This is a genomic window from Candidatus Diapherotrites archaeon, assembly GCA_040755695.1.
GTDB lineage: Archaea > Iainarchaeota > Iainarchaeia > Iainarchaeales > 1-14-0-10-31-34 > JBFMAK01.
Genome location: JBFMAK010000001.1, coordinates 512,281 through 536,771 on the forward strand (window position 1 = coordinate 512,281; position 24,491 = coordinate 536,771).

The following is a 24,491-nucleotide window of genomic DNA, read 5'->3' on the forward strand; positions in this document are numbered from 1 at the left end:
AGGAGGCGATAAAAAAATGGAGCAAAATAAATTATTAGTTCTGCCGAAATTGAATTACGGCTTCAAGGACTTGGAGCCTTACATTTCAGAACAGCAATTGAAAATTCATTACGAGAAACACCACCAAGCTTATGTCAATGCAGCAAACGCAGTATTCGAGAAACTAGATAAAGCAAGAAAGGAAGGCACAGACCTGGACATGAAGGCCACACTCAAAGAGCTTTCATTCAACATTGGAGGGCACTTGCTGCACTCATTATTCTGGGGGAATCTTACACCAGTGGGAAAAGGAGGAGAAAAACCAACAGGCACATTGGCTGAAGCAATAGAGAAGGAATTCGGAAGCTTTGAGAGATTCAAGAAGGAATTCACTCAGGCAGCATCTTCAGTTGAAGGCTCAGGCTGGGCGGCACTCTCTTACCACAAGCAAACCCAAAGGCCAATAATAATGCAGATAGAAAAGCATAACGTGAACGTGATTCCGTCATTCAAAATTTTATTGGTCTTGGACGTCTTCGAGCACGCCTATTACTTAGACTACAAGAATGAAAGGCCGAAATTCATTGAAGCCTTCTGGAACATAGTGAACTGGAATGAAGCCAACAAGAGAATGGAAGAGCTGAAGAAATAAAAAGAGAGACCAAAATGATTAAAGGCTGGAAGAACATTAGAGATTTAATTGAATACCCGAGGGAAGGCATTCTGAGCAAGGAGTTAATTAAAGGAAAGAAGATTGATTTAACCTTATTCTGCATGGCTAAAGGCTCTCGAATTTCAGAGCACACCTCCGCAAGAGAAGGCTTTGTTTTCGTGCTTGAAGGCAAAGGTTCATTCAAGCTCAAAGCAAAAAATATTTCAATGCTTCCGGGCGTTCTGATTTTTCTTCCAAAGAATGCGGCCCACGCGCTCAAAGCCAGAGAGAATACTTCATTCTTTCTTTCGTTGTATGGAGAAAAGTGATGGAATATGCCTGAACAAAAATATCCTGAGCCAGTGGTTGGAGCGTTTATCTTTAATCCGCAGGGAAAAGTTTTCCTGATGAAATCTTTTAAGTGGAAAGGCGATTACACATTTCCAGGAGGCCACATAAAATCAGGGGAAAAACTTGAAGATGCAGTAAAGCGCGAAGTAAAAGAGGAAACAGGATTGAATGTTTATAACATTAAATTCGTTCGTTTTTGAGAATACATTTTCGAAAAGCACTTTTATAAGAAAAAGCATTTCATATTCTTTCATTTCTCATGCAAGACAAAATCCAGAAAAGTAAAATTAAGCCCTGAAGGCCAAGAACATGTTTGGATTTCATTGAAAGATTCATTGAAGCTTAATCTTACACCTCCTGCAAGGCAAACTATCAAGGAATACCTTCTGAAGAAAAAATTCAAAAGGCAATAAAATGAATTCGCCTGAAATACTGAAAAAATTAAGGTCTTTGGGCAACCCCAAGAATGTTGAGGGAATGGCTCGCTTTGGAATCAACCCAAAGAATACTTATGGTGTAACAATTCCTGATTTAAGAAAGCTGGCTAAAGAAATTGGAAGAAACCATGAATTGGCTCAAGAGCTCTGGGATTCAGGGATTCACGAAGCAAGGATTCTTGCTTCAATGATTGAAGAAAAAGAAAAACTAACAGAAAAGCAGATGGATTCTTGGGTGAAAGCATTTGATTCCTGGGATGTCTGCGACCAAGTTTGCATGAACCTCTTCGACAAAACAGAATTTGCGTTTAACAAGGCAGTCGAATGGAGTTCAAGAAAAGAGGAGTTCATAAAAAGAGCAGGATTTGCTTTAATGGCCTGCATGGCAGTGCATTGCAAACAATTAAATGATGAACACTTCATTAAATTTCTGCCATTAATCAAAAAACAGTCAACAGATGAAAGGAATTATGTAAAGAAGGCAGTCAGCTGGGCTTTAAGGCAGATAGGCAAAAGAAACAAGAAACTAAACAAGGAGGCAATAAATACTGCAAAGGAAATTCTTAAAATCAATTCCAAGAGCGCCAAATGGATTGCTTCTGATGCAATAAAAGAGTTGACTGGAAAGGCAGTGCAAAAAAGGTTGAGGTGAAGTAAATGGGATTTTTCGGTTCAGGAAAAAAAGAAGAGCAAAAAGATGAAGCAGGAGAACAAGAAGGAAAATACTCTGAAACATGCTCTCTGTGCGGAGGCACAGGAACAGACAAGAAGTGGGCAGGAAAATACTGGCACAAACGTTGTTATAGGTCTGCTAGGAAAGCCAGTAAAAAATTTATATAATTTTTTTAAATTATTTTTTTTGATTTATTTCCCTAATTCAATCTTTTTTATTACTTCGTAGTCTTTGATTATGTTTACTGTGGCTTTGGGGGAAATCCTTGCTATCTTCTGGATTTCTTTCTGCGAGAGAACCTTTCCTTCAATTTTCAGCATGTCTTTCACTCCAAATTTCTTGCTGTGAATGTTTGTAACCATGCTGATTGTAGAATTTGGATACTTTCTCTTAATGTTTAAGGCTTCAATGATGTCCAAGGCCCTGTTCTGTGCTATATGGTCTATTACTGTACCATTCTCGATCTTGTTTATTTTGTATTCTTTCTCCATTCCAGACAACCTCCAGTATTCTTTCAAGCTTTTCGGGTTAAGAGAGGGTTTTGCCTCTAAGCTCTTCACAAAGGCTTCAGCTGTATTGAATTCTGAAATTACTGGAATGCCGTACTCTGCAGCCTTCTTTCTTATAGAGCTTTCTTTCTCTAAGTCAATTACAATTTCAGGCATTCTTTCAGCATCAAATTCTTTTGTTGAATTAAAGCCAATTCCTTTAATTCTTTCAATAAATTTTTCTTCAACACCTTTTATGAACACGGTTCCTTTGGCTTTGCCTTCAAGAGAGAAAGGAAAGCTCTGCTCTATTGCAATCAATGCTTTCAGGAAGGCTTCCTCAAAGCTTTCTCCTAAGCAGGCAATTTCCCCTGTTGAATTCATTTCAACTGAAAGTTTGGGGTCTATTCCCCCTAACCTTGACCACGAAAACATTGGAACCTTGATTGAGCACACGCCTGCAATTTTAGGTTCAGTTTCATGCAGTGCTTCCCCTAACATGCATTTTGTTGCTAATTTGATTAAATTCACTCCAATTGTCTTGCTAGTGAAAGGCATTGACCTTGAAGCCCTCAAATTGCATTCAATAACAAATATTTCTCTGTCCTTCACTAAATACTGCATGTTGAATGGGCCTTTTATGCCCAAAGACTGTGCAATCCTTTTAGTGTAATCCCTTATTTTTTCTTGTATTTCCTCTGAAAGACTTTGGGGCGGAATAACCATGCTTGCATCTCCTGAATGCACTCCTGCTCTCTCTATGTGCTCTATTATTGCTCCAATGAATACATTCTTTCCGTCAGATACTCCATCAACCTCGCACTCCATTGCAGTCAAGAATTTTGAAATCACAATAGGGCAGTCTTTTGAAACAATTACAGCGCCCTTAACGTATTCTTTTAGTTCCTTCTGGTTGAATGCAACCTTCATCGCAGACCCTGAAAGGACATAGCTCGGCCTCACAATTACAGGAAAGCCTATTTTTTTCGAGAAGGCCTTGATTTCCTTTAGTGAAGCAAGGCTCTTCCACTCAGGCTGTGCAATGCCCAATTCATCAAGTAAAGAAGAAAACTTCTGCCTGTTCTCTGCTGAATCAATGTCCCTTCCAAATGTCCCAAGGATGTGGATGCCTCTCTTTGCGAGAGAGAATGCAAGGTTGTTTGATGTCTGGCCTCCAACTGAAACAACTACCCCAAAAGGATTCTCTTTTTCAATTATGTCAAGCACCCTCTCCAAAGTAATTTCCTCAAAATAAAGCTTGTCTGACATGTCATAGTCTGTGGAAACAGTCTCCGGGTTGCAGTTCAGCACGATTGCCTTCAGTCCTTTTTCTTTTAGGCCCCACACGCAGTTCATTGTGCACCAGTCGAATTCAACGCTCGAGCCAATCCTTATAGGGCCTGCACCTAACACCAATGCTTTAGCGCTGTCAGAAAAATCAATGTCGTTCTCTGTTCCATTATAAGTGAAATAAAGGTAATTGGTTTTCGCAGGCCATTCTGCTGCAAGTGTGTCAATCTGTTTTACTACAGGAATTATCCCGTAATGCTTTCTGAGCTCTCTTATCTTTTCCTGGGATGCATTCAGCATTCCTGCAATCTTTTTGTCCGAGAAACCTAATTTTTTTGCCTGTGAAAGAACTTCAGGAAAATCTTCATTGGAGAAATTCAGTTTCTTTAATTTACTGTGCATTGAAGCAATATTTTTTATTTTATGCAAAAACCATTCATCCACCCCTGATAGTTCATGGATTCTTTCAATTTTCATTCCCTGCCTTACTGCCTGAACAATTGCAAAAAGCCTTTGGTCTGTAGGATGCCTTAATTCTTCCTCCAGTTTTCTTATTTCAATTTTCTCTTCCTCAATTAATTCCCTTCCTATTTCAAGCATTCTCACTGCCTTCTGTAATGCCTCCTCGAAATTCCTGCCAATGGCCATTACCTCTCCTATTGCCTTCATCTGGCTCCCAATCCTCCTGTTCACTCCAGAAAATTTCTGGAACTCCCATCTCGGAATCTTTACTACAATGTAATCCAGTGCAGGCTCAAAGCAGGCTTTTGTTGCTCCAGTCACCTTGTTCAATAATTCAGGGAGAGTGAATCCCACTGCAAGCTTTGCTGCAATGTAAGCTAAAGGGTAACCAGTAGCCTTGCTTGCAAGAGCAGAGCTCCTGCTCAGCCTTGCATTGACTTCAATTGCATAATACTGCTGGCTTTTAGGATCCAATGCAAACTGAATATTGCACTCCCCCACAATTTTTAATGACCTTATAACCCTTATTGCAGCGCTCCTGAGCAGATGATATTCCTTGTTTGTTAAAGTCTGCGATGGAGCAACAACAATTGAGTCTCCAGTATGAATGCCTAAAGGGTCAAGGTTCTCCATATTGCAGACAGTAATGCAGTTGTCGCTCGAGTCCCTTACTACCTCGTACTCCAATTCCTTCCAGTGAAAAAGATATTTTTCTATTAGGACTTGGCCTATCATTGAATGCTTTAATCCAATCCCTGCAATCTTCTCTAATTCTTCTTCATTCCATGCAATGTCCGACCCTAACCCACCCAAAGTATAAGCAGGCCTTACAATTACCGGATACCCAATCTTTCCTGCTGCCTCCAATGCGCTCTTGACAGAAATTGCAGTCCTGCTCTCAGGGACAGAAACATCAGCTTCCTTCATTGCCTTCTTGAATTCCTCCCTGTCCTCTGTTTTCTTAATTACTTCAATCCCTGTGCCTAAAACCTTCACTCCATGCTTCTTCAGAATTCCTTTCTCCTCTAATTTCACTCCAGCATTCAATGCTGTCTGGCCTCCAAAACTCAAGAGAATTCCATCAGGCTTCTCCAATTCAATTATTTTCTCTAGAAATTCAGGGGTAATAGGCTCAAGATAAACCTTGTCTGCAAGCTCTGATGTTTGAATTGTAGCAATATTAGGGTTCACCAATACAGTCTCAATGCCTTCCTCTTTTAATGCCTTTAATGCCTGCGAGCCAGAATAATCAAATTCTGCCGCCTGGCCAATTCTAATGCCTCCAGAGCCTAAAAGTAAAACTTTGGCTGGTTTCACAGACCAAATGCCTCCTTTCTGTTTGGTAAAAATGGTTGAATTCTTTTTTTATTGTATAATCCATTTAAAAATTTAAAATTACGTTTTTTATGTAGGTTAAATAGTTTATGGTTAAAAACATTGAGTAGGTTTTGCTGACGCTGTATTTTTATTGATTTATACTTTAAGTTTGAGTTTATAGTAATGCCCAACTTTTTTAAGGCTTGTGAATACAAATCTATTTCCTTCTGGTTTTCAATTCTAATTTGTATATAATCCAAATTACTATTTGAGATTATTGGTGAGCCATCTGCTGCCAAAACTCCTTGCATAAACCATTTAGAATAATCGATCTTCTTCGTTAAAAAAAGGGTAATATTATTTAAGATACTAAACCAAACTTCTCTGAAAACAACATCTGGCAAATATAAGTGCAGAGAACCACACTCAGCAATTGGGTTACCTACAAATAACTTTGTTTTGGTGAAATTAACAAATGGAATATTAATCTGTTTGCTCCATATTTTCTTAAACTTTTTTTCTTTTTGAAGTGATTTTTTTAAGTTTGTATAAATTATTTTTGCCCTCCATTTAACTCGTGGTGCTAAAAAGTTTTCTTCAAAGCATTCCAAAAATAAATTTATTAAGTTAAAATCTGAATTTACAATTTCAACTCGCCTTAAATTGTTTTTACTTCCTTCTCCTTGAAAAAGTCCTAGTGATTGAACTAATTTTTCATTCAATTTGATATAACGTGGTAATTCAACATGGGTTCCGACTCGCCCGGACCACACCCACAACTTGCCTGCATTTAAAAATGCTTTAATTCTATTAGTGCTTTTTAATTTAAGAACATACAGGTCAATGAAAATATCGCCCCCTTTTTCAATTAAGGGCTCTAAATTCGGATTACTATAATCCTCAATTTTTTTAAGGAATATTACTTTTTCTTCTGCTTGATCAGAGTTAGATTGCAACAGCCCATATGGGATATAAAATTTAAAATAATCATTATTTCTATCTTTTCTTTCAGTTTTTTTTATTTTTGAAACAAACGTTATCCCTTTTAATTTGCAAATAATAATATCTTTATCTTTTAAGCAAACTTTTTTTGCAAGCTCAATAGGAAAATACGCAGGGCTATACCCCGCATGAATTTTTCTTTTTTTTACTTTTATATAAAAAGTAGTTTCATCAATTAGTTTTTTGGGTATCTTAAATATTTTTAATTTTTGTCTTTTTTTCTTTACACCGCCTTGAGAAAAGTTTTTATTAAATTTAATGGAAAGCTCATTAGCTATTTTTTTATCAGTCACGCCATTTTCGGACAAACATTTTAATTCTTTAATATGCTCTTCAATCCAAATATTCATCTCTGATCTAATAAATAAAAAAGTTGCTTGTATTTTAAAATCGTTTTCAAAGAGCACATCTCCCATGAACATCTTACTTCCCTCTTATAATTTTAACAAATTTGTCAAAAAGAAACTCAGTATCAGTGGGGCCAGGACAAAATTCTGGATGAAATTGCACTCCAAACAATTTCTTTTTTTTGTTCTCAATCCCTTCCACTGTCCCGTCATTTGCATTCAAGTAAGTTACCTCAGCTTTTCCTTCAAGGGATTCAGCTTTTACAGCAAAGCCGTGGTTTTGGGAAGTAATATGGCATTTTCCTCCATTCAATTCAATTACAGGATGATTCTGGCCCCTGTGCCCAAACTTTAGCTTGAAAGTGTCAGCACCCAAAGCCCTTGCAAGCACCTGGTTGCCCAAGCATATTCCAAACAAAGGCACTTTATATTCAATCAGTTTTCCCGCTGTTTCCACAACGTAATTAATTTTTTTTGGGTCTCCTGGGCCATTGGAAATTAATATTCCATCAGGATTGAAAGACAAAATTTTTTCTGCTGAAAAATTTGCAGGAACCCTAATTACCTTCACATCCCTCTTCTGCAGATTCCTGATTATATTCTCCTTGCAGCCGCAGTCAATTACCACAATCCTTTTCCCTTTGCCCTCATAAAATATTTCCTTTTTTATTGTCACTTCTGCAACCAAATCCCTTTCATTCGGGTCCTCAATTCTTGCTGCCTCTTTCAGGAGCTCTTCTTCATCCACTTCCTTTCCCGCACTTAAAATTCCAAGCATTGTGCCTTTCTCCCTTAAAGCCTTTGTTAACTGCCTTGTGTCAATGCCTTGAATTCCAGGAATTCTTTCCTTCTTCAGCCATTCACTCAAATTCATTTCAGAGGAATAATGCGACGGCCTTTCGCACAATTCTCTTACAATGTATCCGGCAATTTTTGGTGCATCAGACTCAAAGTCTTTACTGCTTACACCATAATTTCCTATTAGAGGGTAGGTCTGGCACAGAATCTGCCCGTAATATGAAGGGTCAGTTATTGCTTCAGTGTATCCTACCATTCCTGTATTGAACACTATTTCCCCTGAAGCCCTTGAATTAGAGCCGAATGCTTTCCCGTAATAAATGCTACCGTCTTCAAGAACAAGAATCGCAATTTCTTTTGCTTTCTTTCGGGCTTCCTCTCGCGAAAAAATAAAAACCCACAAGGAACTTGTAGAAAAAACTATTTAAACTTTCTGCATGCAGGGGGGAGGATTCGAACCCCCGAAGGCACTAAGCCGCCAGATCTCCCAATTCTTTTTCTTTCTTTTCATAAACGTTTTCTTTTCTTTTTCTAAAAAGAAAGAAAAGGTTTCTTGAGTCTGGTCCCGTAGGCCGCTTGGGTACCCCTGCATGGAAAAATCTTTGCAGTGAAAAGTATAAAAATATAAACCGCAAGGCAGTTAATTCTATTATGATAAAAAAACCAAAGCTTCCTGCTCCAGACCTGAATAGAATTATTTTTAGCAAGCCTGACAAAAAACACATCAATTTTCTTGCGAGAATAATAAAGAAAGGAGACCAATTAGAGAAAAGAAGAGACAAAAAATAATTATTTCTTTGCTTTTGTTATTCCAACTAATTTGATCTTGAATACCAGGGTTTTTCCTGCTAGTGCTGGATTCATGTCCACTTTGGTGATGTTTTCGTCTGTTGCAATCACTGTCCCGGGCCTTCCTTCAACCTTCAGTATCATCCCAATCTTTGGCTTTATCATTACATCATTCAATTCCTTTGTGCTGATGCTCCAAATCAAGTCAGGGTCATATTCTCCGTAAGCGTCCTTTGGCTCCAAAGTAATTGTCTTTTGTTTATTCAATTTCATTCCAATTACTGCTGCCTCAAATCCTTTTATTAGCTGGCCTGCACCTAAAACGAATTCCAAAGGCTTTCCTGGAGCGCTCTTGTCAAAGACATTCCCGTCCGGAAAACTGCCTTCATATTCCACTTTCACTGTGTCGCCAACAAAAGCCTGCGATGCAAGAGGGTCAAATTTATTTTCGTCTGTTGTTTTGTTCGCATCAGAAGGATTATTGTTTCCTTGAGTGCACCCCACTGAAAGAATCAGCAGCACCAAAGCAAGAAATACAAAATACTTTTTTTGCCTCATACAATTAATTTTGGGCATAATATATTAAAAAGAAAAGACATTTTATTAGTATGCCCCCTAAATTCAGCAGAAAATTAAACCCAACACAGATGGGCAAACTTGCAGACCACATAATCAATACAGCGCCTTCAGAAAAGCATGCAAGTGTTTTTGGTAAAATTATAAAATTGGGGAATTGGCTTCCACCTAAAAAGAAAAAATAAAGCAAAATTTTTTTCAGGCCCTCCTCTTAGCTAACTTAAACTGAAAGTAGCCGGTTACTTGAATTCTGGAATTATTTGCTGGGTATCCTATTTGAAGTTTGTTCTGCATCATGTCCAGACAACTTTGTTTCTGGATGCTGCTCACTATTTTTTCCCAGTAAGTGGAATCACCAAAGCGCTGAGCCATGTTGAGATAACAATTGTCTTTATTGCTGACATCCTTGATTTTCTCGCAGACTACAGCATCTCTTTTGTCTGTTGCGTATTGGTTATAGCATTGGTCTTCACTTAATTCTGCTTCTTTGCATACAGCTGGATCGCCTTTCACTTCAGCAACTAATGCGTAGCAGGAAAGGCGTACATCCTTGCTTACTTTTTTGCACAGAGAAGTGTCCTTAAGTTTTGCTGCAAGGCCAACAATGCACAAGTCTTCAAGTGAGCCTCCTTGAGCCGAAGGCATGCCAGTGCAAACACTCAATTGCGTCTCAACACTTAGATCTTCTGCTTTAGGTTCAGGTTCAGTAACAGGGCACAAGGCTTTATTTAGAACAACTGTCCCGTCAGAGCAGACGTACTGAAATGCAGAGCTTCCTGAGCTGTTTGCTGCTGCGTGCAGCCAAGCAAAATAATGCTCGCACCCAACAACATAGCCAAATAAAGTTTATTTATAAAAGGTTATCATAAAAAAAAGGGAACGCGGAGGGCGAGATTCGAACTCGCGCGGGCTTTCGCCCAAGAGCTAACTGCTTACCATTTTTCTTTTTTGGGCAACCTGCCGTTTCTTTTCTTCCGGCAACTTGCAGCTTCTTTTCTTTCCTAAAGAAAAGAAGGGGCAGTAGCAGGCTCTCGCCGTAACCAGACTGGGCCACCTCCGCAAATCAGAACCTTGCGGTTCCAATACCTCCCTCACGCCGGTTGACGTGCGGGCACTATCTTCGCATTCGCTCGATAGTGCTGTTTCGCTTTAGAATTATTTTGGTTGAAAATGTTTTTTATTCAGTTGGTTTGAAAGCGCTTTCTTTCTGAGATGTGGGCATAGAGGTCAAGCACGATTTTGCCTATGACAAGTATGAGGACTGGAGCGCTTATAATTGCACCGAAAATGAGCGCTGCCTGCATTACAATTATTCTCGGGTAAGGGGAAAACATTAATGTTGTTGGACTGGCTTTCTCGTATTCTTTTCTCCCCACATAATTTGTAATGAAAGAGATTCCATGGCTTATGAACAGGAAAACAAATGCAATGAGCACATTAAAGAAAATTGTTTCAAAGCCGTGAATGCTTGCCCTTAAATTGAAAAAAAAGCTGAAGAATGCCCTGAATATTACTAAAAATAATATGGCAAATAGGTGAGCTGCCATGAATATGCCGTAGTGAATGCAGAAGAAAACCACCAAAAAAATTTTAATTATGAAAGATTTTTTTTCTGCTGTTTCTTCAGGGGTTGCCCCAGCTAAGTTTATTTTTATTACAGGCTTTCCGTCTGCCTGCTGAAGATTCTGAAGGTTTATGGCACCTTTTGCTAGGAGCATTTTCAGTATTGTGTAGAAGCCGATTATTGCGCTTTCACTCCAGTACAGTAAAAGTATTTCTGTTGTATTCCAGCCGTAAAATAGCACTCCAAACAATGGAATTAGATTGAATATGATTAGGACTATGGCTGAAGGATAAAAGGAAATGTCCTTGAAGTTACTCAAATTCACATTCATTTGCTAATAATACACTTTTTCCCTTAAAAAGTTTAACCCTCTAATAGATAGTGAATGTATCTCAAAAGGCTTTTCAAGCCAAACAAGATCAAGATTGCATTGTTCATTGTGTTAATGCTTCCAATGATTGTTGCAGGCATTGAAATACTTCTTGGAGTAAATTTTGATGTCCTGCCCTTAATTGTATTTTATGTTATAGTGACTGCCCCAGGAATTGCAGCATATTACGCCCTCAAGATATTCTTCTGCGGGACAGGATTTTACTGCACTGCGGCAAGGGCTTTAGGTCTTTTTTTGATTGCATTCAATGCATACCTTCTTGCTTGCTCTTATCAAATTTACTGGGACTTCTACCAGAAATACTTCAAAAAATACTTTGACGTTGAAAAACACTTTAAGAAATTCATTGAAAAAAAAGAAAAGAATTAAGAGTATTTTTTTGTGTCTTTGAGGCCGTGGCCTGTTACAATGCAGGCAACCCTTCCCTTTAGTCCCAATTTCTTTGCTCCTGCAAAAGAGACTGCACCTGAAGGCTCTGCGTAAAGGCCTTCTTTTCCTAATTCTTTTTGGGCTGAAAGGATTTCTTTTTCTGTCACTTCTTCGGCCAAGCCTTTTGAGGCTTTTATTGCGTGCAATGCTTCTAGTCCGTCAACAGGGTTACCGCAGGCAATTGCAGTAGCAATAGTGGAGAAATTCTTTATTACTAGAATTTCTTTCAAATTGTTCTTCCATGCTTTTACTACTGGAGAGCACTTGTTCACTTGCACTCCGACAATTCTAGGAATTTTTTTTATTAGTCCTGCTTTCCTGAATTCATTCAATCCCTTGAATACTGAGTAAATTAGGGTGCCGTTTCCGATGGGAGAGACAATGAAGTCTGGAACCTCGTAATTCAATTGCTCTATTACCTCGAATGCAATGCTTTTCTCTCCTTCTCCTCTGAAGGGATAGTCTCCCATCAAATAAACATTTCTTTTTTTCTTCAATTGCTTTGTTTTCTTCACTGCGTCATCGTAAGAGCCTTTCACTCTAACAATTCTTGCTCCGTGAGCTGAAATCTGGGCAAACTTCTCTTTTGTAGCAAAGCCTGGCACAAAGATTGTTGCATTAATTCCTGCTTTCGCAGAATAAGCTGCAATTGATGCCCCCATGTTCCCTGTTGAAGCGCAAGCAATCTCTTTCACTCCCAACTCCAATGCTTTTGATACCTCAACTGTTGACCCTCGATCCTTGAAAGAGCCAGTAGGATTAGAGCCTTCAAACTTGAAGTGATAATCCCTTATTTTGTTAGAGTGAATTAATGGCGTGCCCCCCTCCTGCAGTGACACTATCTTTGACAAGTCTTTTATTGGGTAGAACATCCAGTACTTCCAGTGCCTTATTTGATCATTGAGGAATTCATATCTCTTCACCAGCTTCCTTAACTCAGAGTAATTGTATTCAATGTCCAGGGAATAATTGCAGGAAGGGCACTCAAAGAGCACGGGCTCCATTGAATACTCTCTCCCGCACTTAAAGCAGACGAAGTTTTTTGCGTGCATTAAGATTCACTTCTTTTTTCCTTTTTTTATTAGCCGATCATAATCCACAGGAATTCCTTTTTCCTGCATTTCCTTCAAGAATTCTTCTGTAAACTGTCCAGGCATTTTCCTTTTTCCTTTGCTTTCAGGCCTTTTTTGGCCTGACGAAATCAGCAGTTGTAATTCCCTTGTTGTAGTGTGCCTTAGCGCCCTGTATCTGTGCGAGCCTTTGAATTTTTTTCCTTTTATTATAGGCCTTAACTTTCTCACAATTTCTTTCACTTCAAAATCTTTTGTGCTTTCTTCCACACTTCAGAGTGGATTTCTTCCCTTGACTTCAGCTTGTTTCCTCTCACACAATTAATTCTACTCCAATTCTTTTCTTTCCTGCACAAATGCAGAAACATCGCTCGCACTTTGTTCTGGTAAGCAATATCACTTTCATAAATGTCTTTCTTTCTGCCCTTCCTGTACGCTTTTTCCCTGTCTTTTCCTTTCATGAGCTTCCGGGAAATTTGCGGGAGCACATCAAGGAAGAACACCAAGTCAGGCTGGGGCATCCTTGACTCAAGGGCCTTCATCCATTGAAAGAATTCTTCTCTCTGCTTTTTGCCCTTGAATTTTGCTGGCTGGAAGCCATAATTTGCAGTGAAGTACCTGTCAAAAACAAGAATTGTTCCTTTCTTTAATTTTTCTTGGATTTCTTTTTTTGCGTGATATCTGTCCAGAGAGTATAAAAGAGAACAGAATTCAGGAGGCAATTCTTCTTTTGAACCAAATTCTCCAGCCAAATATCTTCCTACAAGAGAGCCAAAGAATTCGTTGTAGCGCGGGAAAGAGCTTAGCTCTGCTTTCTTTCCTGCCTTTTTTATTCTCTCAAAGAATAATTTTGCTTGCGTTGCTTTGCCTGAAGCATCCACTCCCTCGAAAACCACAATCCTGCCTTTCATTCTTTCTTTCCCCTGTTCTATTAAATATTCAATCAGTTTTTTAATTTTTCTTTAGATTAATACTTTTGATTGAAATGGCTGTAAATCCTTACAAAGTTAGGTTCTGGGAATTAAAAAGGCATTTGGTGAGGGGCAGAACAAAAAAAAAGTGGCTGACAAAAAAGAAATATTGGGAGATAATTGAAAGGCTTCAAAAGTCACCTAAGTCAGGTGAGCATAAGTCAAGATTCATTGCAAGGTTTACTGTATCATATTTCTGCAATAAATACGGGATTACAGGCAGAAAAAGAGCAGAATTTGAGAAGGTTATGAAAGGATTGACAAATTGTTCCATTTTGCATCCCAAAACATTAATTGAAAAGCGAGAAAAAGAAATGAAAATGGACAAATTAGTTAGCGAGCTTAAAAAAATTCTGACAAAAGAAGAGCAACTTGCCTTTAATTTGCATACAGAAATATTTAAGAAGTGGGTTAAAAGTCCGCCCTTATTCTGGAAAGAAACAGGCATTGACAGAATAACATATAATAAAATAAAAAAAAGATTACTCAACAGGATAACACAAAAGAAAGGATTGAAAGGGATATTGACAGGTGAAGTTAATTTTATAGTTAATGATTTTATAGAACGAATTATAAAAAGAGAAGCATTCAGGAGAGCCAAGTTTCTCGCCCCTGCAGAGAAAAAAGAATTATACAAACTTGAAGTATTACATTCAAGAATGGGAAAAAAAGTTTTTCAAAAAGAGATATCAGAAGGAGAATACAATAAGTGGTTAGAAGAACTTAATGAAAAAACAAAAAAAATTGTAGGAGAAGAAAAATTTGAAAAATTAGGTCAGCTCATGGCTTTGATTCTGGAAGAAATTGAAGAGATGGGCGGAGGAAATTGAACAAAAAAAAGGTGGGGAAATGCCTGAAACAAAACTGAATGTAAAACTTTTAAGGTATACTTTTGAGCCTGAGATTGCCGCTGCCCTCGGGGCAAAGATGTGCTATAATAAGGTGGGAATAGATGAATTGGTTGAAGGAATGACAAAAGAGAAGGCAGAAAAATTATTGAATCACATTATTGACGTGGGCCATCATTCTGTCTTAGAGCACGCAAGCTTCACTTTTGCAGTTGAAGGCATCAGCAGGGCCTGCTCCCACCAATTAGTAAGGCACAGAATAGCTTCTTATTCACAGCAAAGCCAGAGATATGTCGACTTAAGTTCTTTCAATTTCATTGTGCCGCCGAGCATTAAAGGAAACCAGAAAGCATTGCAGAAATTCAATGAGGCATTAGAGAAAACAAAAGAGGCTTACGGCGAGTTAGTGAAAGATGCCCCAAAAGAGGACGCAAGATTCATTCTTCCTAATGCAATAGAAACAAAAATTGTAATCACAATGAACACGCGTTCTCTCTATAATTTCTTTGAGAAAAGGTTGTGCACTAGAGCCCAATGGGAGATTAGGGCTTTAGCGCAAAAAATGCTTGAAGAAGTAATGAAGGTTGCTCCGCTTTTATTCAAGGAGTGCGGGCCTTCCTGCAAGACAATAGGCTTGTGCAGGGAAGGAAAGAATGCCTGCAATTTGTATAAAGTATATGGCGCAAGGCTGAAGGAAATAAGGCAGCTTTAAAATAAAATTTTTCCATAAACTTTTTATGCTTGAATCAAATGCATTAAATTACCTGAATTCCCTTGACAAATTCGGCACTGTTTTTGGGCTGGAGAGAATCCAGAGGCTAACTGAATTATTGAATTTCCCCCAGAATTCCTTTTCTTCAGTTCACGTTGCAGGAACAAACGGCAAAGGCTCAACATGTTCCTTTATTGCCTCAATATTAAGGGAAGCAGGCTTCAATGCAGGGCTGTACACTTCGCCTCATCTTGTGTCCTTCACTGAAAGAATTCAGGTGAATGGAAAAAAGATTAATGAAAAGGAATTGAAGACAGGAATAAATAAAATAAGAAAATTAATTGCAGAAGAGCAGGAAAAAAACAAAAAATTCCAGCCAACCCAGTTTGAAGTGCTTACAGCTCTTGCATTCAATTATTTTGCAGAAAAGAAAATAGATTTTGCTGTAATAGAAACAGGCTTGGGAGGAAGGCTTGACGCAACAAATGTCCTAAAACCCGAGGTTGCGGTAATCACAAACATTTCCTTGGAGCACACAAAGGAGCTGGGGAACACAATAAAAAAAATTGTGCATGAGAAGGCAGGAATAATAAAGCAAAATTATGTTGTGGTGACAGCAGAGACAAAAAAAGATGCATTGAAAGAAATAAGAGAGAAGTGCGTTCAAGAGAAAGCAAAATTATTTGAATTAAGAAAGCACTGCACTTGGAAGAGAAAATCATTCAGCCTGAAAGGCCAGAAATTCCAGGCAAAAATTCTTGGAAAGAAATACAATTTATTCATTCCGTTTTTAGGAGAACACCAATTGCAGAACGCCTGCACTGCAGTCCTTGCAGTAAAACTGCTCAAACAAAAAATCCCATATAAAGCAATTACTGAAGGCCTGCAAAAAACCAGGTGGCCTGCGAGATTTGAAGTGAAAAGAAAAAATCCTTTGCTTGTGCTTGATGCAGCCCATAACCCTGCATGCTTTAAGGCTCTCGCACGAACAGTAAAAGAAGTGAAAAAGAAAATTAAAGCCCAAAAACTGATTCTTGTTTTAGGTGTTGCAGGTGACAAGGACATCAAAGGCATCTGCAGGCGCATAATCCCTCCTGCTGATAAAATAATTGTAACTCAGGCAAAGTACAGGGGCATGAAAGCAGAAAGAATTGCAGCAGAAGTAAAAAAATACAAGAAAAATTTTGTTGTAATAAGAAGTGTGCCGAAAGCAGTGAAGAAGGCAATTAATTCTGCTTCAGAAAAAGATTTTGTGCTTGTGGCAGGAAGCCATTATGTTTTAGGCGAAGCTTGCGGGCATCATTACACCAACAGCTTTAAATAGCAGATTTTATAATTATTACGCCCATCAAACAAATAAACGCTTCTTCAATTCAAGGAATAAAGTGATTAAATGGTTTTTTACCAGTTGCTCATTATTATTTTTGGTTTTGTGTTAATTGCCAAAAGCGCTAATGAAATCATAAAAAGCCTGATAAGGGTTGCAGGGTATTTGGGCTTTACAGAGTTTGCAATTAGTTTTCTTCTTGTTGGGGTTATCTCTGTAATGCCGGAGCTTGTGATTGGAGTAATGTCTGCAGTTGAAGGAACGCCTTCATTCGGGCTTGGAATAATATTTGGTTCAAATATTGCAGATCTTACATTAATAATTGGAACTGTCGCCCTGTTGTCAAAGAGCATTAAACTGCATTCTTCAACAATAAAGCAGGCAAAGTTTCTTGTTTTGCTCATTGCCTTGCCTGTGCTCTTGCTGTGGGATTCAGAGCTCTCCCGCTTGGATGGCTTAATCCTTCTGCTGGCATTCCTTTTTTACATTTATAGGGTTGTCAAGTTGCATGGCCCTTCAGTGCAGCCTTTCATAAAGAAAAAGCCTGATATCTTCTTTGAATTCACTGTTCTTTTAGTATGCCTTATAGTCGTTTTTATTTCAGGAAACATGATCACTCACGCCGGCAAAGAATTGAGTTCAATCCTTTTTCTGCCTCTCTTTTTTGTGGGAATAATTCTCGCTGTAGGCACATGCATCCCTGAGCTGGCAATGGCAGTGCAGGCCTCAAGAAAAAAGCACGCTGAACTGGGTTTCGGCGACATCATAGGCAACGTGTTTGCTGACTGCACAGGCACTATTGGAATTATTGCTTTGATTTCGCCAATAAGGCCAGAATACCCTCAATTGACAGTTCTTACAGGAATAATTATGGTAGGCTCGCTGATGGCCCTTTTATTCATATTCGGCTCAAACAAAAAGATTTCAAAGAGAGAAGGCGTTTACTTAATCTTAATGTACATTCTATTGCTGATGTTCCAGTTTATTGTGGAGAAAATGACTGTAGTGTGAATCCAGCAAAACAAATAAAAAATGTTCCTGGATTAATTAATAGAATTAAAATGGATTGGCGGAATTAAATGGATTCAAGGAAAATGATTACAAAAAAAAGAATCTTCTTTATTGGATTGTTTGTTTTATTGGTTTTAATTGCAAACCAGATAAACTTCTCCAAGGTAATAGGCTCGGACAAGCAGTACTTCACTTTCTTCCAGTTCTTTGGGCCTATCGCTGGTGCTTTTTTGGGCCCAGTATTTGGGGCAGTCTCAGTGCTTGGAGCCCAGTTAATTGAATTCACTGCATCAGGCAAAGCCTTTGATTTCATCAACTTGTTCAGGCTGGCTCCAATGATTTTCGCTGCATACTACTTTGGTAAATTTGGGGTTAAGTCATTAAAAGGAGCCTTGATTCCTATTGTCCCATTAATCTGCATGGCATTATTCATTTTGCACCCGATTGGGGGCCAGGTATGGTATTACAGCTTATACTGGTTAATTCCATTGATTGCATTCCTGTTCTTCAAGAAAAGATTGTTTGCCAGAAGCCTTGGCGCGACTTTTACAGCGCACGCAATAGGCTCGACAGTATGGCTTTACACTATCCCCATGGCTGCAAGCCAATGGCAGATGCTCATACCAATTGTAGCATATGAAAGGATTCTCTTTGCTGCAGGCATTTCAGTTTCTTTCATTGCATTCAATTCAGTGCTGGCAAAACTAGAGCGCTTGCTGCCCTCAGAAATAATAAGCATTGACGCAAGGTATGTGCTATTCAAGACAGCAAAAATCAAGGCGTAAACAATAAATATTTATATTTTACTTATTATACTTATTTAAGGTGATTTAATGGTTAATATGACTTTGGCTATCCCTGAACAATTACATAAAATCATGAAGAAGCATTCTGATATTAAATGGACTGAGGTGGCAAGAAAAGCAATTGAGAGAAAAACCAAAGAACTTGAATTAAAAAATGATTCGTGGAGAAAATATGCTTTAAAGCATGCCTTAGAAAACTGGGATGAAGCTGATGAACTCATCCGATATTAAACAAGGCGAATTAGTTGTAGCAGATATTCTTTTTGCAGAACAAATAGGGGTTAAAAGAAGATTAGCTTTGGTTGTAAGCAGCACAGAATTCAACAAAAAATCTTTGGATATTATTGTTTTAAAAGTGACATCACAAGGAAGCAAAACACAATTTGATGTTAAACTTTTAAACGAAAACACTTTTGGCAAAACATTAAATAAAGAAAGCTCAATAATGGTTGATTTCCCGGTAGTTATTATGAAAGAAAAAATTATAGCAAGGCCTGATAAAATCAAAGACGAAAAACTGAAAGAAATAAAACAAAAAATAAAGCAGTTGTATGAACTGTGAATTCCTTTCAATTCACCTGAAGAAACGGAATTTCTTTTTTTGCCTTTTAAGAAGGAATTTGGCTTCAGCTTTCTTTCCTTCGCTGCGCAAGTCCCTTATCCTGCGCGCCAGTTTTCCTCTTTGTTCAAGGATTGCTTGAGCCCTGAACCTTTCCCTGGCTTGTTTTAAGGGGTCCTTCCTGTAAGGCTTTTCAGTATTAAACATAAGGTTTGAATAGCCCTTTTCACGGATTAATTTGTTTAATGCTTCTTCCAAGCCAAAGCCTTTCACTGCCTCAATCCATTTTGCTTTTCTTCTGAACAAGGGCTCTAAAGCCTGAATCCTGAATGCCCTCTGCTCGCTGGACTCCCTTATATAGAATTGCATGCCTTCATTTTGTAATGCGGTAAGCATGTTCACCTTTCTTTCCTTTAATTCCAAGGCAAGCCTTGTTACCTGTATCGGTTTAAGCCTTATTATGTCTGCGTCTAGGGTGACAAGAATTGAGGAATTGTTCTGCTTTGCGTGAATTGCCCCTGCAAGGAATGCCTGGCCTTTTCCTAAATGTTTTCCTTTTATTGGGTCTGAGTGAATAACTTTCACTCCAGTTCTTCCTGCAATCTCTCTTGTCCTGTCCTTGCTGCCGTCATCTATTTCATCTATTAATACAACCTCCCTTCTTGCAGGGTCCTGTTTCTGCCATGACTTCAAAGGATTTAATACTCTGCCAATTAATTTTTCTTCGTTCCAGGCGGGAACAATTACAGTAATTTTTTCTGACCTTAAATTTTCAGGTGTTCTTGCAGGCATACAGAAATTAATATTAAAATAAATCATTATTAATTTATTCTTCCATCTATTTAGCATGCCTGAATTTTATGAGGTTCCAGCAGAAAAGGCTGTAAGCGAGCTGAATTCCAGTGAAGCAGAGGGATTGAGCGAGAGAGAAGCAGCAGCAAGGCTGCAGGAATACGGCTTCAACAGGCTCAAGGAAGAAAAACCCAAGTCAAAGCTTTACATCTTCCTGTCCCAGTTCAATAACGTTCTCATCTGGGTCTTGATTGCTGCAACAGTAATTGCACTCCTCTTGAACGAAACAATTGATGCAATTGCAATTACTGCAATAATCCTCTTGAATGCTTTCATTGGCTTCTACCAGGAAAACAAGGCAGACAAATCAATCCAGGAATTAAAGAAGTTAATGAGCTTAAAGGCAACAGTGATAAGGGAAGGCAAAAGAAAGCATATTGAATCAGAGCTTTTGGTGCCAGGAGACATTGTATTAATACAGGAAGGAGAAAGAATTCCAGCAGACATAAGGCTCTTGGAAGCATTCGAGCTCAAAACACAAGAGGCATCGCTTACGGGGGAAAGCACTCCAGTAAAAAAGAAGGCAGAAGCAATTAAAGGAAAAACCATAATTGCAGACCAATCAAACATGCTTTTCTCAGGCACTGTTATTGTGACAGGGGAAGGCAAGGGCATTATAGCAAGAACAGGAATGAACACTGAAATAGGAAAGATTGCAGGATTAATTGAAACAATAAAAGAAGAGCCTACCCCACTGCAATTAAAATTGAATGAGCTAGCAAAAAAGATTGCAGTATTTATACTGCTCATCTGCGCTTTTATTTTCTTCATGCAGTTCTTCTTCCTGAGAATTGAAAGCACTTCATTAATTCAGAGAATAACTGACTCATTGCTTGAATCCATAAGCCTTGCTGTAGCAGCAATACCTGAAGGACTGCCTGCAGTAGTGACAATTTCTTTGGCTTTAAGCATAAGGAGAATGATTAAAAGGAATGCATTAATAAGAAGGCTGCCTGCAGTAGAAACCTTAGGCTCAATTACTGTAATCTGCTCTGACAAGACAGGCACCTTAACAAAAAACGAAATGAATATAACTAACATTTATTATAACGGCAAATTCTTTGGCGTAACAGAAAAAGGATTCAAAGAAAAAAACACTGAAGTAAACCCCCAAGAATTTGAACTGCTTTTCAGGACAGCAGTATTATGCAACAACGCCTCAATAGAAGAGGGCACTCTATTAGGAGACCCAACTGAAACAGCCTTGCTTTCGGTTGCATTAAAGGCAGGCACTAATGAAAAAAAGCTTAAGGCAGAATGGAAGAGATTGAATGAAGTGCCATTCTCTTCAGAGAAGAAGTTCATGGTCACACTAAACCAGTTTGAAGGAAGAAAATATGCTTTCATGAAAGGTGCAGCAGAAAAAGTTCTTGAAAAATGCTCCAAGATTTACTTGAATGACAGCACAAGGCTTATCTCCTATGGAGACAAGCAGGAAATAACCAGGGCAGAAGAAGAAATGGCGTCAAACGCCCTTCGCGTATTGGGCTTTGCCTTCAAAGAGATGTCAACTGAAAAAGAAGGCATTGAAGAAGGCTTTACTTTCTTGGGCCTGCAGGGAATGATTGATGCCCCAAGGCCTGAAGCATTCAAGTCAATCCAGTTATGCAAGAAAGCAGGAATAAAGGTGATAATGATTACTGGGGACCATCTCCTTACAGCACAGGCAATAGCAAAACAGCTTGACTTAGAGGGAATTGCTGTAACAGGAAAGGAATTGGATGAAATGAACGAGGAGAAATTAAAGGAAATAATTGCTGAAGCAACTGTTTTTGCTAGAGTTAATCCAGAGCACAAGCTCAGAATAATTAATGCATTGAAAGAGAAAGGCCATATTGTTGCAATGACAGGAGACGGAGTAAATGACGCTCCCGCCCTCAAAAAGGCAGACATTGGAATTGCAATGGGCATTACAGGAACAGACGTAGCCAAAGAGTCAAGCGAAATAATTCTAACAGACGACAACTTTGCAAGCATTGTTTCTGCAGTAGAAGAAGGAAGAGGAATTTACGACAACATAGTGAAATCAATTGCATATCTTCTCTCAGGAAACATTGCAGAAGTTCTAATAATCCTGATTGCAGTGCTCTTATTCAAGCCCTTGCCATTGCTTGCAACCCAACTGCTGTGGATCAATATTGTATCTGACGGCCTTCCTGCTTTGGCCCTGTCATTTGACCCAGCAGAAAGAGGCATAATGCACAAGAAGCCTCGCAATCCAAAAGAAGGCATAATGTCAAAAAACATAATTTTCACAATTGCTGCAATGAACATACTGATTGCAGCTTCAGTGCTTTTATTGTTCAATTCTTATTTGAATGAAAGCACCCAGAAAGCCCAGACAGTAGCATTCACTGCCGTAGTGCTTTACGAGCTGTTGATGGCCTACATTATAAGGACACAGTATAAGCTGAACCTTTTCTCCAATAAATGGCTGCAGACTGCAGTGGCAACAGCATTCCTGCTGCAGTTAATAATAATTTATTCTCCATTGAACATATTCTTCCATTCAGTGCCATTGAATTTAATTGACTGGGCGAAGATAGCAGCCTGCGGTGCAGTAATATTCATTGGAGGCATTGCATTAAACAAGACCGGAATGAAAATAAAAAAAGAATTACCTTAACAGAATTTTCAGGCAGTCTTTTTCTTTGAGCATTAAGGCATGTTTTCCTGGAATTATGCCTAATCCTTTGCCCAAGGTTTTTGGGATTCTCACTGCAATGGAATTTCCCCATTTGGAGAACTTCACCTTCTCTGCCTTTTTGAGTTCGCGATATTTTTCAGCTAATTCATTCAGCTGCTTCATGTCCATTAGTTCTTCCCCGCATTTAGGGCACTTGAAGGTCCGGAATTTAATTCCATCCTCTTCCATAAGCCTTTCTTCTTCAACCATTTTGTTCTTGCATTTCTGGCACTTCATAAAAATCAATGCTTCCATTCAATTGTTTTAATTATAATGCACTCCTTTTCTTCAACTCCAATGCACACAACCTTTCCTTTCCTGTAATCTTTAACAAATCTGATTTGATTGCAGCCAAACCTTTCAATTCTTCCCCCGTCAATTGATGCTTTGACCATGTCAGGGAAAATTCTCCTCTGCCTTGCCCTAACAACTGCATGCGTGCTGAACAAAATTCTCTTGTTCAAACCCAATCCAACCCTCTCAGATATACATGTATATCCATAAGATATTAAAATCTTTCTCTACGTCAATCGCCAGAACAAAAAGCAAAACAATTAATTTAATAATAATTTCTTTATCCTTTACTTATCATGTTCCTAGAAAAAACTGATTCTGAAATAACAAGGGCTTTAGAGAACGAGAAGAAGAGGCAGATGGAAGGCCTTGAACTCATAGCCTCAGAGAATTATGTTTCTAAGGCAGTATTAGAAGCAATGGGCTCAATCTTCACCAACAAATATTCTGAGGGATATCCCCACAAGAGATATTATGGAGGCAATGAATTCATAGATGTAATAGAAGACCTGGCAATTGAGAGAGCAAAAAAATTATTCAATGCAGAACACGTGAATGTACAGCCTTATTCTGGCTCTCCAGCAAACCACGCAGTATTCTTTGCGCTCCTTGAATTGAAAGACAAGTTCATGGGCATGAGCCTTGCAATGGGAGGCCACCTAACCCACGGAAGCGCAGTCAATTTCTCAGGAAAGCATTATACTGCAGTGCCTTACGGAGTCTCAAAAGAAGATGAAAGAATAGACTATGACGAAATAAGAAAGATTGCCCTGCAGGAAAAACCCAAATTAATCCTTTCAGGCTATACAGCCTATCCAAGGGAAATAGACTTCAAGGAATTCAAGAAGATTGCAGAAGAGGTTGGGGCAATAAGCTTTGCTGACATTTCTCATATTTCAGGCTTGTGCGCTGCAGGAGTGCACGAAAACCCTGTCCCATACTTTGACGTTGTTTCTACTACCACCCATAAAACCTTAAGGGGCCCAAGAGGCGCAATAATAATGTGCAAAGAGGGATTAGCACAAAAAATTGATAAGGCTGTCTTCCCAGGCCTGCAGGGAGGCCCTCACGACCATATCAACGCAGCAAAAGCCGTTGCATTCAGGGAAGCACTCAAGCCTGAATTCAAGGAATACGCAAGACAGATTGAAAGGAATGCAAAAGCCTTGGGAGAAGAACTTCAAGCCCAAGGCTTCAGGCTTGTTTCAGGAGGCACAGACAACCATTTGCTGCTCGTTGACCTGACACCAAAAAATATTACTGGAAAAGAAGCAGAAACCCTATTGGATGAAGCAGGCATTTACTGCAACAAGAACATGATTCCCTTTGATTCAAGAAAGCCAATGGACCCTTCAGGGATAAGGATAGGCACGCCTGCCCTTACAACAAGAGGAATGAAAGAAAAAGAAATGAAGGAAGTTGGAATGCTCATAGCAAAAACAATTGAACACAGAACAGACGAGGCAATGAAGAAAAAGATAAGGGAAGAAGTAAAAGAGCTCTGCAAAGGCTTTGTGATATACTAAGTAGCTAATTTTTTATAAAAGGATAATTTTAAATATACTTCCTTGTATATATTGGTATATTATGGTAAGTCCTGAGAAATGCAAGTTTCGCCCTTCAGCTCACGCAAAAGACAAGATGATTGAAACAGGAATATCTAAGTTTGAAATTTTTGATGCTATTTTAAGGGGGGCAAAAAGAGCTTTCGGAAACAAAATATTATCCACGTTTGGCGGATTTGAAGTAATCTACAAGCAGTTTCCTTGCAATTATTTTATTATAACAGTTTACTGGAAAAGGTGATAAA

General features: G+C 38.7%; 30 protein-coding genes and 2 tRNA genes. 17 read left to right on the forward strand and 15 right to left on the reverse strand.

The window, feature by feature from the left end:
* Window positions 1-16: 16 nt before the first annotated feature.
* The 5 genes from AB1467_03020 (at window position 17) to AB1467_03040 (ending at window position 2,259) form a co-directional block, all read left to right on the forward strand.
* Window positions 17-631 carry a superoxide dismutase gene (locus AB1467_03020; GenBank protein MEW6295245.1) on the forward strand — a complete coding sequence of 205 codons (615 nt, stop codon included), beginning with the start codon at window positions 17-19 and terminating at the stop codon, window positions 629-631.
* 14 nt (window positions 632-645) lie between these two features.
* Window positions 646-960 carry a cupin domain-containing protein gene (locus AB1467_03025; protein MEW6295246.1) on the forward strand — a complete coding sequence of 105 codons (315 nt, stop codon included), beginning with the start codon at window positions 646-648 and terminating at the stop codon, window positions 958-960.
* 6 nt (window positions 961-966) lie between these two features.
* Entirely contained in the window at window positions 967-1,182 is a 216-nt protein-coding gene (locus tag AB1467_03030) for an NUDIX domain-containing protein (GenBank protein MEW6295247.1), read from the forward strand.
* A 214-nt stretch (window positions 1,183-1,396) separates the two neighbouring features.
* Complete coding sequence (locus tag AB1467_03035) at window positions 1,397-2,071, forward strand: DNA alkylation repair protein (GenBank protein ID MEW6295248.1); 675 nt, start codon at window positions 1,397-1,399, stop codon at window positions 2,069-2,071.
* A gap of 5 nt (window positions 2,072-2,076) precedes the next feature.
* Window positions 2,077-2,259, forward strand: a complete 183-nt coding sequence (locus AB1467_03040) for a hypothetical protein (GenBank protein ID MEW6295249.1) — start codon at window positions 2,077-2,079, stop codon at window positions 2,257-2,259.
* 24 nt (window positions 2,260-2,283) lie between these two features.
* Here the strand turns inward: AB1467_03040 and carB are convergent, their stop codons facing one another.
* From carB to AB1467_03060, 4 genes are all read right to left on the reverse strand, one after another.
* Window positions 2,284-5,649: a carbamoyl-phosphate synthase (glutamine-hydrolyzing) large subunit gene (carB, locus tag AB1467_03045; GenBank protein ID MEW6295250.1), complete on the reverse strand. Its 3,366-nt coding sequence runs from the start codon at window positions 5,647-5,649 to the stop codon at window positions 2,284-2,286.
* Window positions 5,646-7,067 carry a hypothetical protein gene (locus tag AB1467_03050; GenBank protein MEW6295251.1) on the reverse strand — a complete coding sequence of 474 codons (1,422 nt, stop codon included), beginning with the start codon at window positions 7,065-7,067 and terminating at the stop codon, window positions 5,646-5,648. Before AB1467_03050 ends, carB begins: the two co-directional genes overlap by 4 nt.
* A 7-nt stretch (window positions 7,068-7,074) precedes the next feature.
* Window positions 7,075-8,199: a glutamine-hydrolyzing carbamoyl-phosphate synthase small subunit gene (carA, locus tag AB1467_03055; protein ID MEW6295252.1), complete on the reverse strand. Its 1,125-nt coding sequence runs from the start codon at window positions 8,197-8,199 to the stop codon at window positions 7,075-7,077.
* A 35-nt stretch (window positions 8,200-8,234) separates the two neighbouring features.
* A tRNA-Leu gene (locus tag AB1467_03060) sits at window positions 8,235-8,386 on the reverse strand.
* Between the two features lie 61 nt (window positions 8,387-8,447).
* On the opposite strand from AB1467_03060, the gene AB1467_03065 reads away from it, so the two are divergent.
* Window positions 8,448-8,585 carry a hypothetical protein gene (locus AB1467_03065; GenBank protein MEW6295253.1) on the forward strand — a complete coding sequence of 46 codons (138 nt, stop codon included), beginning with the start codon at window positions 8,448-8,450 and terminating at the stop codon, window positions 8,583-8,585.
* On the opposite strand, the gene AB1467_03070 is transcribed toward AB1467_03065, so the two are convergent.
* The 4 genes from AB1467_03070 to AB1467_03085 all read right to left on the reverse strand — a co-directional run bounded on the left by AB1467_03070 (window position 8,586) and on the right by AB1467_03085 (window position 11,056).
* Window positions 8,586-9,143: a peptidylprolyl isomerase gene (locus tag AB1467_03070; protein ID MEW6295254.1), complete on the reverse strand. Its 558-nt coding sequence runs from the start codon at window positions 9,141-9,143 to the stop codon at window positions 8,586-8,588.
* Window positions 9,144-9,359: 216 nt separating this feature from the next.
* Complete coding sequence (locus AB1467_03075) at window positions 9,360-9,824, reverse strand: hypothetical protein (protein ID MEW6295255.1); 465 nt, start codon at window positions 9,822-9,824, stop codon at window positions 9,360-9,362.
* A gap of 217 nt (window positions 9,825-10,041) precedes the next feature.
* Window positions 10,042-10,221: transfer RNA gene (locus tag AB1467_03080), tRNA-Ser, on the reverse strand.
* A 121-nt stretch (window positions 10,222-10,342) separates the two neighbouring features.
* Complete coding sequence (locus AB1467_03085; GenBank protein MEW6295256.1) at window positions 10,343-11,056, reverse strand: DUF6498-containing protein; 714 nt, start codon at window positions 11,054-11,056, stop codon at window positions 10,343-10,345.
* A gap of 54 nt (window positions 11,057-11,110) precedes the next feature.
* On the opposite strand from AB1467_03085, the gene AB1467_03090 reads away from it, so the two are divergent.
* Window positions 11,111-11,485, forward strand: coding sequence for a hypothetical protein (locus AB1467_03090; GenBank protein MEW6295257.1), 375 nt, complete (start codon window positions 11,111-11,113; stop codon window positions 11,483-11,485).
* On the opposite strand, the gene thrC is transcribed toward AB1467_03090, so the two are convergent.
* The 4 genes from thrC to AB1467_03110 all read right to left on the reverse strand — a co-directional run bounded on the left by thrC (window position 11,482) and on the right by AB1467_03110 (window position 13,860).
* Window positions 11,482-12,597: a threonine synthase gene (gene thrC / locus AB1467_03095; GenBank protein ID MEW6295258.1), complete on the reverse strand. Its 1,116-nt coding sequence runs from the start codon at window positions 12,595-12,597 to the stop codon at window positions 11,482-11,484. The genes AB1467_03090 and thrC overlap by 4 nt on opposite strands.
* 6 nt (window positions 12,598-12,603) lie before the next feature.
* Window positions 12,604-12,858: a hypothetical protein gene (locus AB1467_03100; GenBank protein ID MEW6295259.1), complete on the reverse strand. Its 255-nt coding sequence runs from the start codon at window positions 12,856-12,858 to the stop codon at window positions 12,604-12,606.
* Window positions 12,855-13,526, reverse strand: a complete 672-nt coding sequence (tmk, locus tag AB1467_03105; GenBank protein MEW6295260.1) for a dTMP kinase — start codon at window positions 13,524-13,526, stop codon at window positions 12,855-12,857. The genes AB1467_03100 and tmk overlap by 4 nt, the downstream gene beginning before the upstream one ends.
* 190 nt (window positions 13,527-13,716) lie before the next feature.
* Complete coding sequence (locus AB1467_03110) at window positions 13,717-13,860, reverse strand: hypothetical protein (GenBank protein MEW6295261.1); 144 nt, start codon at window positions 13,858-13,860, stop codon at window positions 13,717-13,719.
* A 40-nt stretch (window positions 13,861-13,900) separates the two neighbouring features.
* On the opposite strand from AB1467_03110, the gene AB1467_03115 reads away from it, so the two are divergent.
* From AB1467_03115 to AB1467_03145, 7 genes are all read left to right on the forward strand, one after another.
* Complete coding sequence (locus tag AB1467_03115) at window positions 13,901-14,416, forward strand: hypothetical protein (protein MEW6295262.1); 516 nt, start codon at window positions 13,901-13,903, stop codon at window positions 14,414-14,416.
* Window positions 14,417-14,435: 19 nt separating this feature from the next.
* The gene (thyX, locus tag AB1467_03120; GenBank protein MEW6295263.1) at window positions 14,436-15,146 is read left to right on the forward strand and encodes an FAD-dependent thymidylate synthase; all 711 of its coding nucleotides are present in this window, start codon (window positions 14,436-14,438) and stop codon (window positions 15,144-15,146) included.
* Between the two features lie 25 nt (window positions 15,147-15,171).
* Window positions 15,172-16,470: a folylpolyglutamate synthase/dihydrofolate synthase family protein gene (locus AB1467_03125; GenBank protein MEW6295264.1), complete on the forward strand. Its 1,299-nt coding sequence runs from the start codon at window positions 15,172-15,174 to the stop codon at window positions 16,468-16,470.
* 69 nt (window positions 16,471-16,539) lie between these two features.
* On the forward strand, window positions 16,540-17,484 hold the full coding sequence (locus tag AB1467_03130; protein MEW6295265.1) for a sodium:calcium antiporter: 945 nt from the start codon (window positions 16,540-16,542) through the stop codon (window positions 17,482-17,484).
* A 68-nt stretch (window positions 17,485-17,552) separates the two neighbouring features.
* Window positions 17,553-18,269 carry a hypothetical protein gene (locus AB1467_03135; GenBank protein ID MEW6295266.1) on the forward strand — a complete coding sequence of 239 codons (717 nt, stop codon included), beginning with the start codon at window positions 17,553-17,555 and terminating at the stop codon, window positions 18,267-18,269.
* 48 nt (window positions 18,270-18,317) lie between these two features.
* Window positions 18,318-18,521, forward strand: a complete 204-nt coding sequence (locus AB1467_03140) for a hypothetical protein (GenBank protein ID MEW6295267.1) — start codon at window positions 18,318-18,320, stop codon at window positions 18,519-18,521.
* Window positions 18,502-18,852, forward strand: coding sequence for a type II toxin-antitoxin system PemK/MazF family toxin (locus AB1467_03145; protein ID MEW6295268.1), 351 nt, complete (start codon window positions 18,502-18,504; stop codon window positions 18,850-18,852). The genes AB1467_03140 and AB1467_03145 overlap by 20 nt, the downstream gene beginning before the upstream one ends.
* 12 nt (window positions 18,853-18,864) lie before the next feature.
* On the opposite strand, the gene AB1467_03150 is transcribed toward AB1467_03145, so the two are convergent.
* Window positions 18,865-19,641: a glycosyltransferase gene (locus tag AB1467_03150; protein ID MEW6295269.1), complete on the reverse strand. Its 777-nt coding sequence runs from the start codon at window positions 19,639-19,641 to the stop codon at window positions 18,865-18,867.
* Between the two features lie 55 nt (window positions 19,642-19,696).
* Here AB1467_03150 and AB1467_03155 point away from each other — a divergent pair, with 55 nt between their 5' ends.
* Entirely contained in the window at window positions 19,697-22,327 is a 2,631-nt protein-coding gene (locus tag AB1467_03155; protein ID MEW6295270.1) for a calcium-translocating P-type ATPase, PMCA-type, read from the forward strand.
* On the opposite strand, the gene AB1467_03160 is transcribed toward AB1467_03155, so the two are convergent.
* Complete coding sequence (locus AB1467_03160) at window positions 22,319-22,597, reverse strand: hypothetical protein (GenBank protein MEW6295271.1); 279 nt, start codon at window positions 22,595-22,597, stop codon at window positions 22,319-22,321. The two genes, AB1467_03155 and AB1467_03160, sit on opposite strands and share 9 nt — an antisense overlap.
* A gap of 32 nt (window positions 22,598-22,629) precedes the next feature.
* Window positions 22,630-22,857 carry a hypothetical protein gene (locus AB1467_03165; GenBank protein ID MEW6295272.1) on the reverse strand — a complete coding sequence of 76 codons (228 nt, stop codon included), beginning with the start codon at window positions 22,855-22,857 and terminating at the stop codon, window positions 22,630-22,632.
* Between the two features lie 120 nt (window positions 22,858-22,977).
* On the opposite strand from AB1467_03165, the gene glyA reads away from it, so the two are divergent.
* Window positions 22,978-24,207 (forward strand): serine hydroxymethyltransferase, encoded by a 1,230-nt coding sequence (gene glyA / locus AB1467_03170; protein MEW6295273.1) that lies wholly within the window; start codon window positions 22,978-22,980, stop codon window positions 24,205-24,207.
* A 61-nt stretch (window positions 24,208-24,268) separates the two neighbouring features.
* Complete coding sequence (locus AB1467_03175; GenBank protein ID MEW6295274.1) at window positions 24,269-24,487, forward strand: DUF4258 domain-containing protein; 219 nt, start codon at window positions 24,269-24,271, stop codon at window positions 24,485-24,487.
* The last annotated feature ends 4 nt before the right edge of the window (window positions 24,488-24,491 follow it).

Excerpts from the sequence above, each read along its gene's own strand:
- AB1467_03085 (MEW6295256.1), bottom strand. The coding sequence starts at position 11,056 with ATGAATGTGAATTTGAGTAACTTCAAGGACATTTCCTTTTATCCTTCA.
- AB1467_03175 (MEW6295274.1), top strand. The coding sequence starts at position 24,269 with ATGGTAAGTCCTGAGAAATGCAAGTTTCGCCCTTCAGCTCACGCAAAA.
- AB1467_03050 (MEW6295251.1), bottom strand. The coding sequence starts at position 7,067 with ATGGGAGATGTGCTCTTTGAAAACGATTTTAAAATACAAGCAACTTTT.
- AB1467_03070 (MEW6295254.1), bottom strand. The coding sequence starts at position 9,143 with ATGAGGCAAAAAAAGTATTTTGTATTTCTTGCTTTGGTGCTGCTGATT.
- AB1467_03135 (MEW6295266.1), top strand. The coding sequence starts at position 17,553 with ATGGATTCAAGGAAAATGATTACAAAAAAAAGAATCTTCTTTATTGGA.
- AB1467_03110 (MEW6295261.1), bottom strand. The coding sequence starts at position 13,860 with ATGGAACAATTTGTCAATCCTTTCATAACCTTCTCAAATTCTGCTCTT.
- AB1467_03155 (MEW6295270.1), top strand. The coding sequence starts at position 19,697 with ATGCCTGAATTTTATGAGGTTCCAGCAGAAAAGGCTGTAAGCGAGCTG.
- AB1467_03125 (MEW6295264.1), top strand. The coding sequence starts at position 15,172 with ATGCTTGAATCAAATGCATTAAATTACCTGAATTCCCTTGACAAATTC.
- glyA (MEW6295273.1), top strand. The coding sequence starts at position 22,978 with ATGTTCCTAGAAAAAACTGATTCTGAAATAACAAGGGCTTTAGAGAAC.
- AB1467_03140 (MEW6295267.1), top strand. The coding sequence starts at position 18,318 with ATGGTTAATATGACTTTGGCTATCCCTGAACAATTACATAAAATCATG.
- AB1467_03160 (MEW6295271.1), bottom strand. The coding sequence starts at position 22,597 with ATGGTTGAAGAAGAAAGGCTTATGGAAGAGGATGGAATTAAATTCCGG.
- AB1467_03035 (MEW6295248.1), top strand. The coding sequence starts at position 1,397 with ATGAATTCGCCTGAAATACTGAAAAAATTAAGGTCTTTGGGCAACCCC.
- thrC (MEW6295258.1), bottom strand. The coding sequence starts at position 12,597 with ATGCACGCAAAAAACTTCGTCTGCTTTAAGTGCGGGAGAGAGTATTCA.
- AB1467_03030 (MEW6295247.1), top strand. The coding sequence starts at position 967 with ATGCCTGAACAAAAATATCCTGAGCCAGTGGTTGGAGCGTTTATCTTT.
- AB1467_03020 (MEW6295245.1), top strand. The coding sequence starts at position 17 with ATGGAGCAAAATAAATTATTAGTTCTGCCGAAATTGAATTACGGCTTC.
- AB1467_03150 (MEW6295269.1), bottom strand. The coding sequence starts at position 19,641 with ATGCCTGCAAGAACACCTGAAAATTTAAGGTCAGAAAAAATTACTGTA.
- AB1467_03130 (MEW6295265.1), top strand. The coding sequence starts at position 16,540 with ATGGTTTTTTACCAGTTGCTCATTATTATTTTTGGTTTTGTGTTAATT.
- AB1467_03115 (MEW6295262.1), top strand. The coding sequence starts at position 13,901 with ATGAAAATGGACAAATTAGTTAGCGAGCTTAAAAAAATTCTGACAAAA.
- thyX (MEW6295263.1), top strand. The coding sequence starts at position 14,436 with ATGCCTGAAACAAAACTGAATGTAAAACTTTTAAGGTATACTTTTGAG.
- AB1467_03065 (MEW6295253.1), top strand. The coding sequence starts at position 8,448 with ATGATAAAAAAACCAAAGCTTCCTGCTCCAGACCTGAATAGAATTATT.
- AB1467_03025 (MEW6295246.1), top strand. The coding sequence starts at position 646 with ATGATTAAAGGCTGGAAGAACATTAGAGATTTAATTGAATACCCGAGG.
- AB1467_03040 (MEW6295249.1), top strand. The coding sequence starts at position 2,077 with ATGGGATTTTTCGGTTCAGGAAAAAAAGAAGAGCAAAAAGATGAAGCA.
- AB1467_03145 (MEW6295268.1), top strand. The coding sequence starts at position 18,502 with ATGAACTCATCCGATATTAAACAAGGCGAATTAGTTGTAGCAGATATT.
- tmk (MEW6295260.1), bottom strand. The coding sequence starts at position 13,526 with ATGAAAGGCAGGATTGTGGTTTTCGAGGGAGTGGATGCTTCAGGCAAA.
- AB1467_03090 (MEW6295257.1), top strand. The coding sequence starts at position 11,111 with ATGTATCTCAAAAGGCTTTTCAAGCCAAACAAGATCAAGATTGCATTG.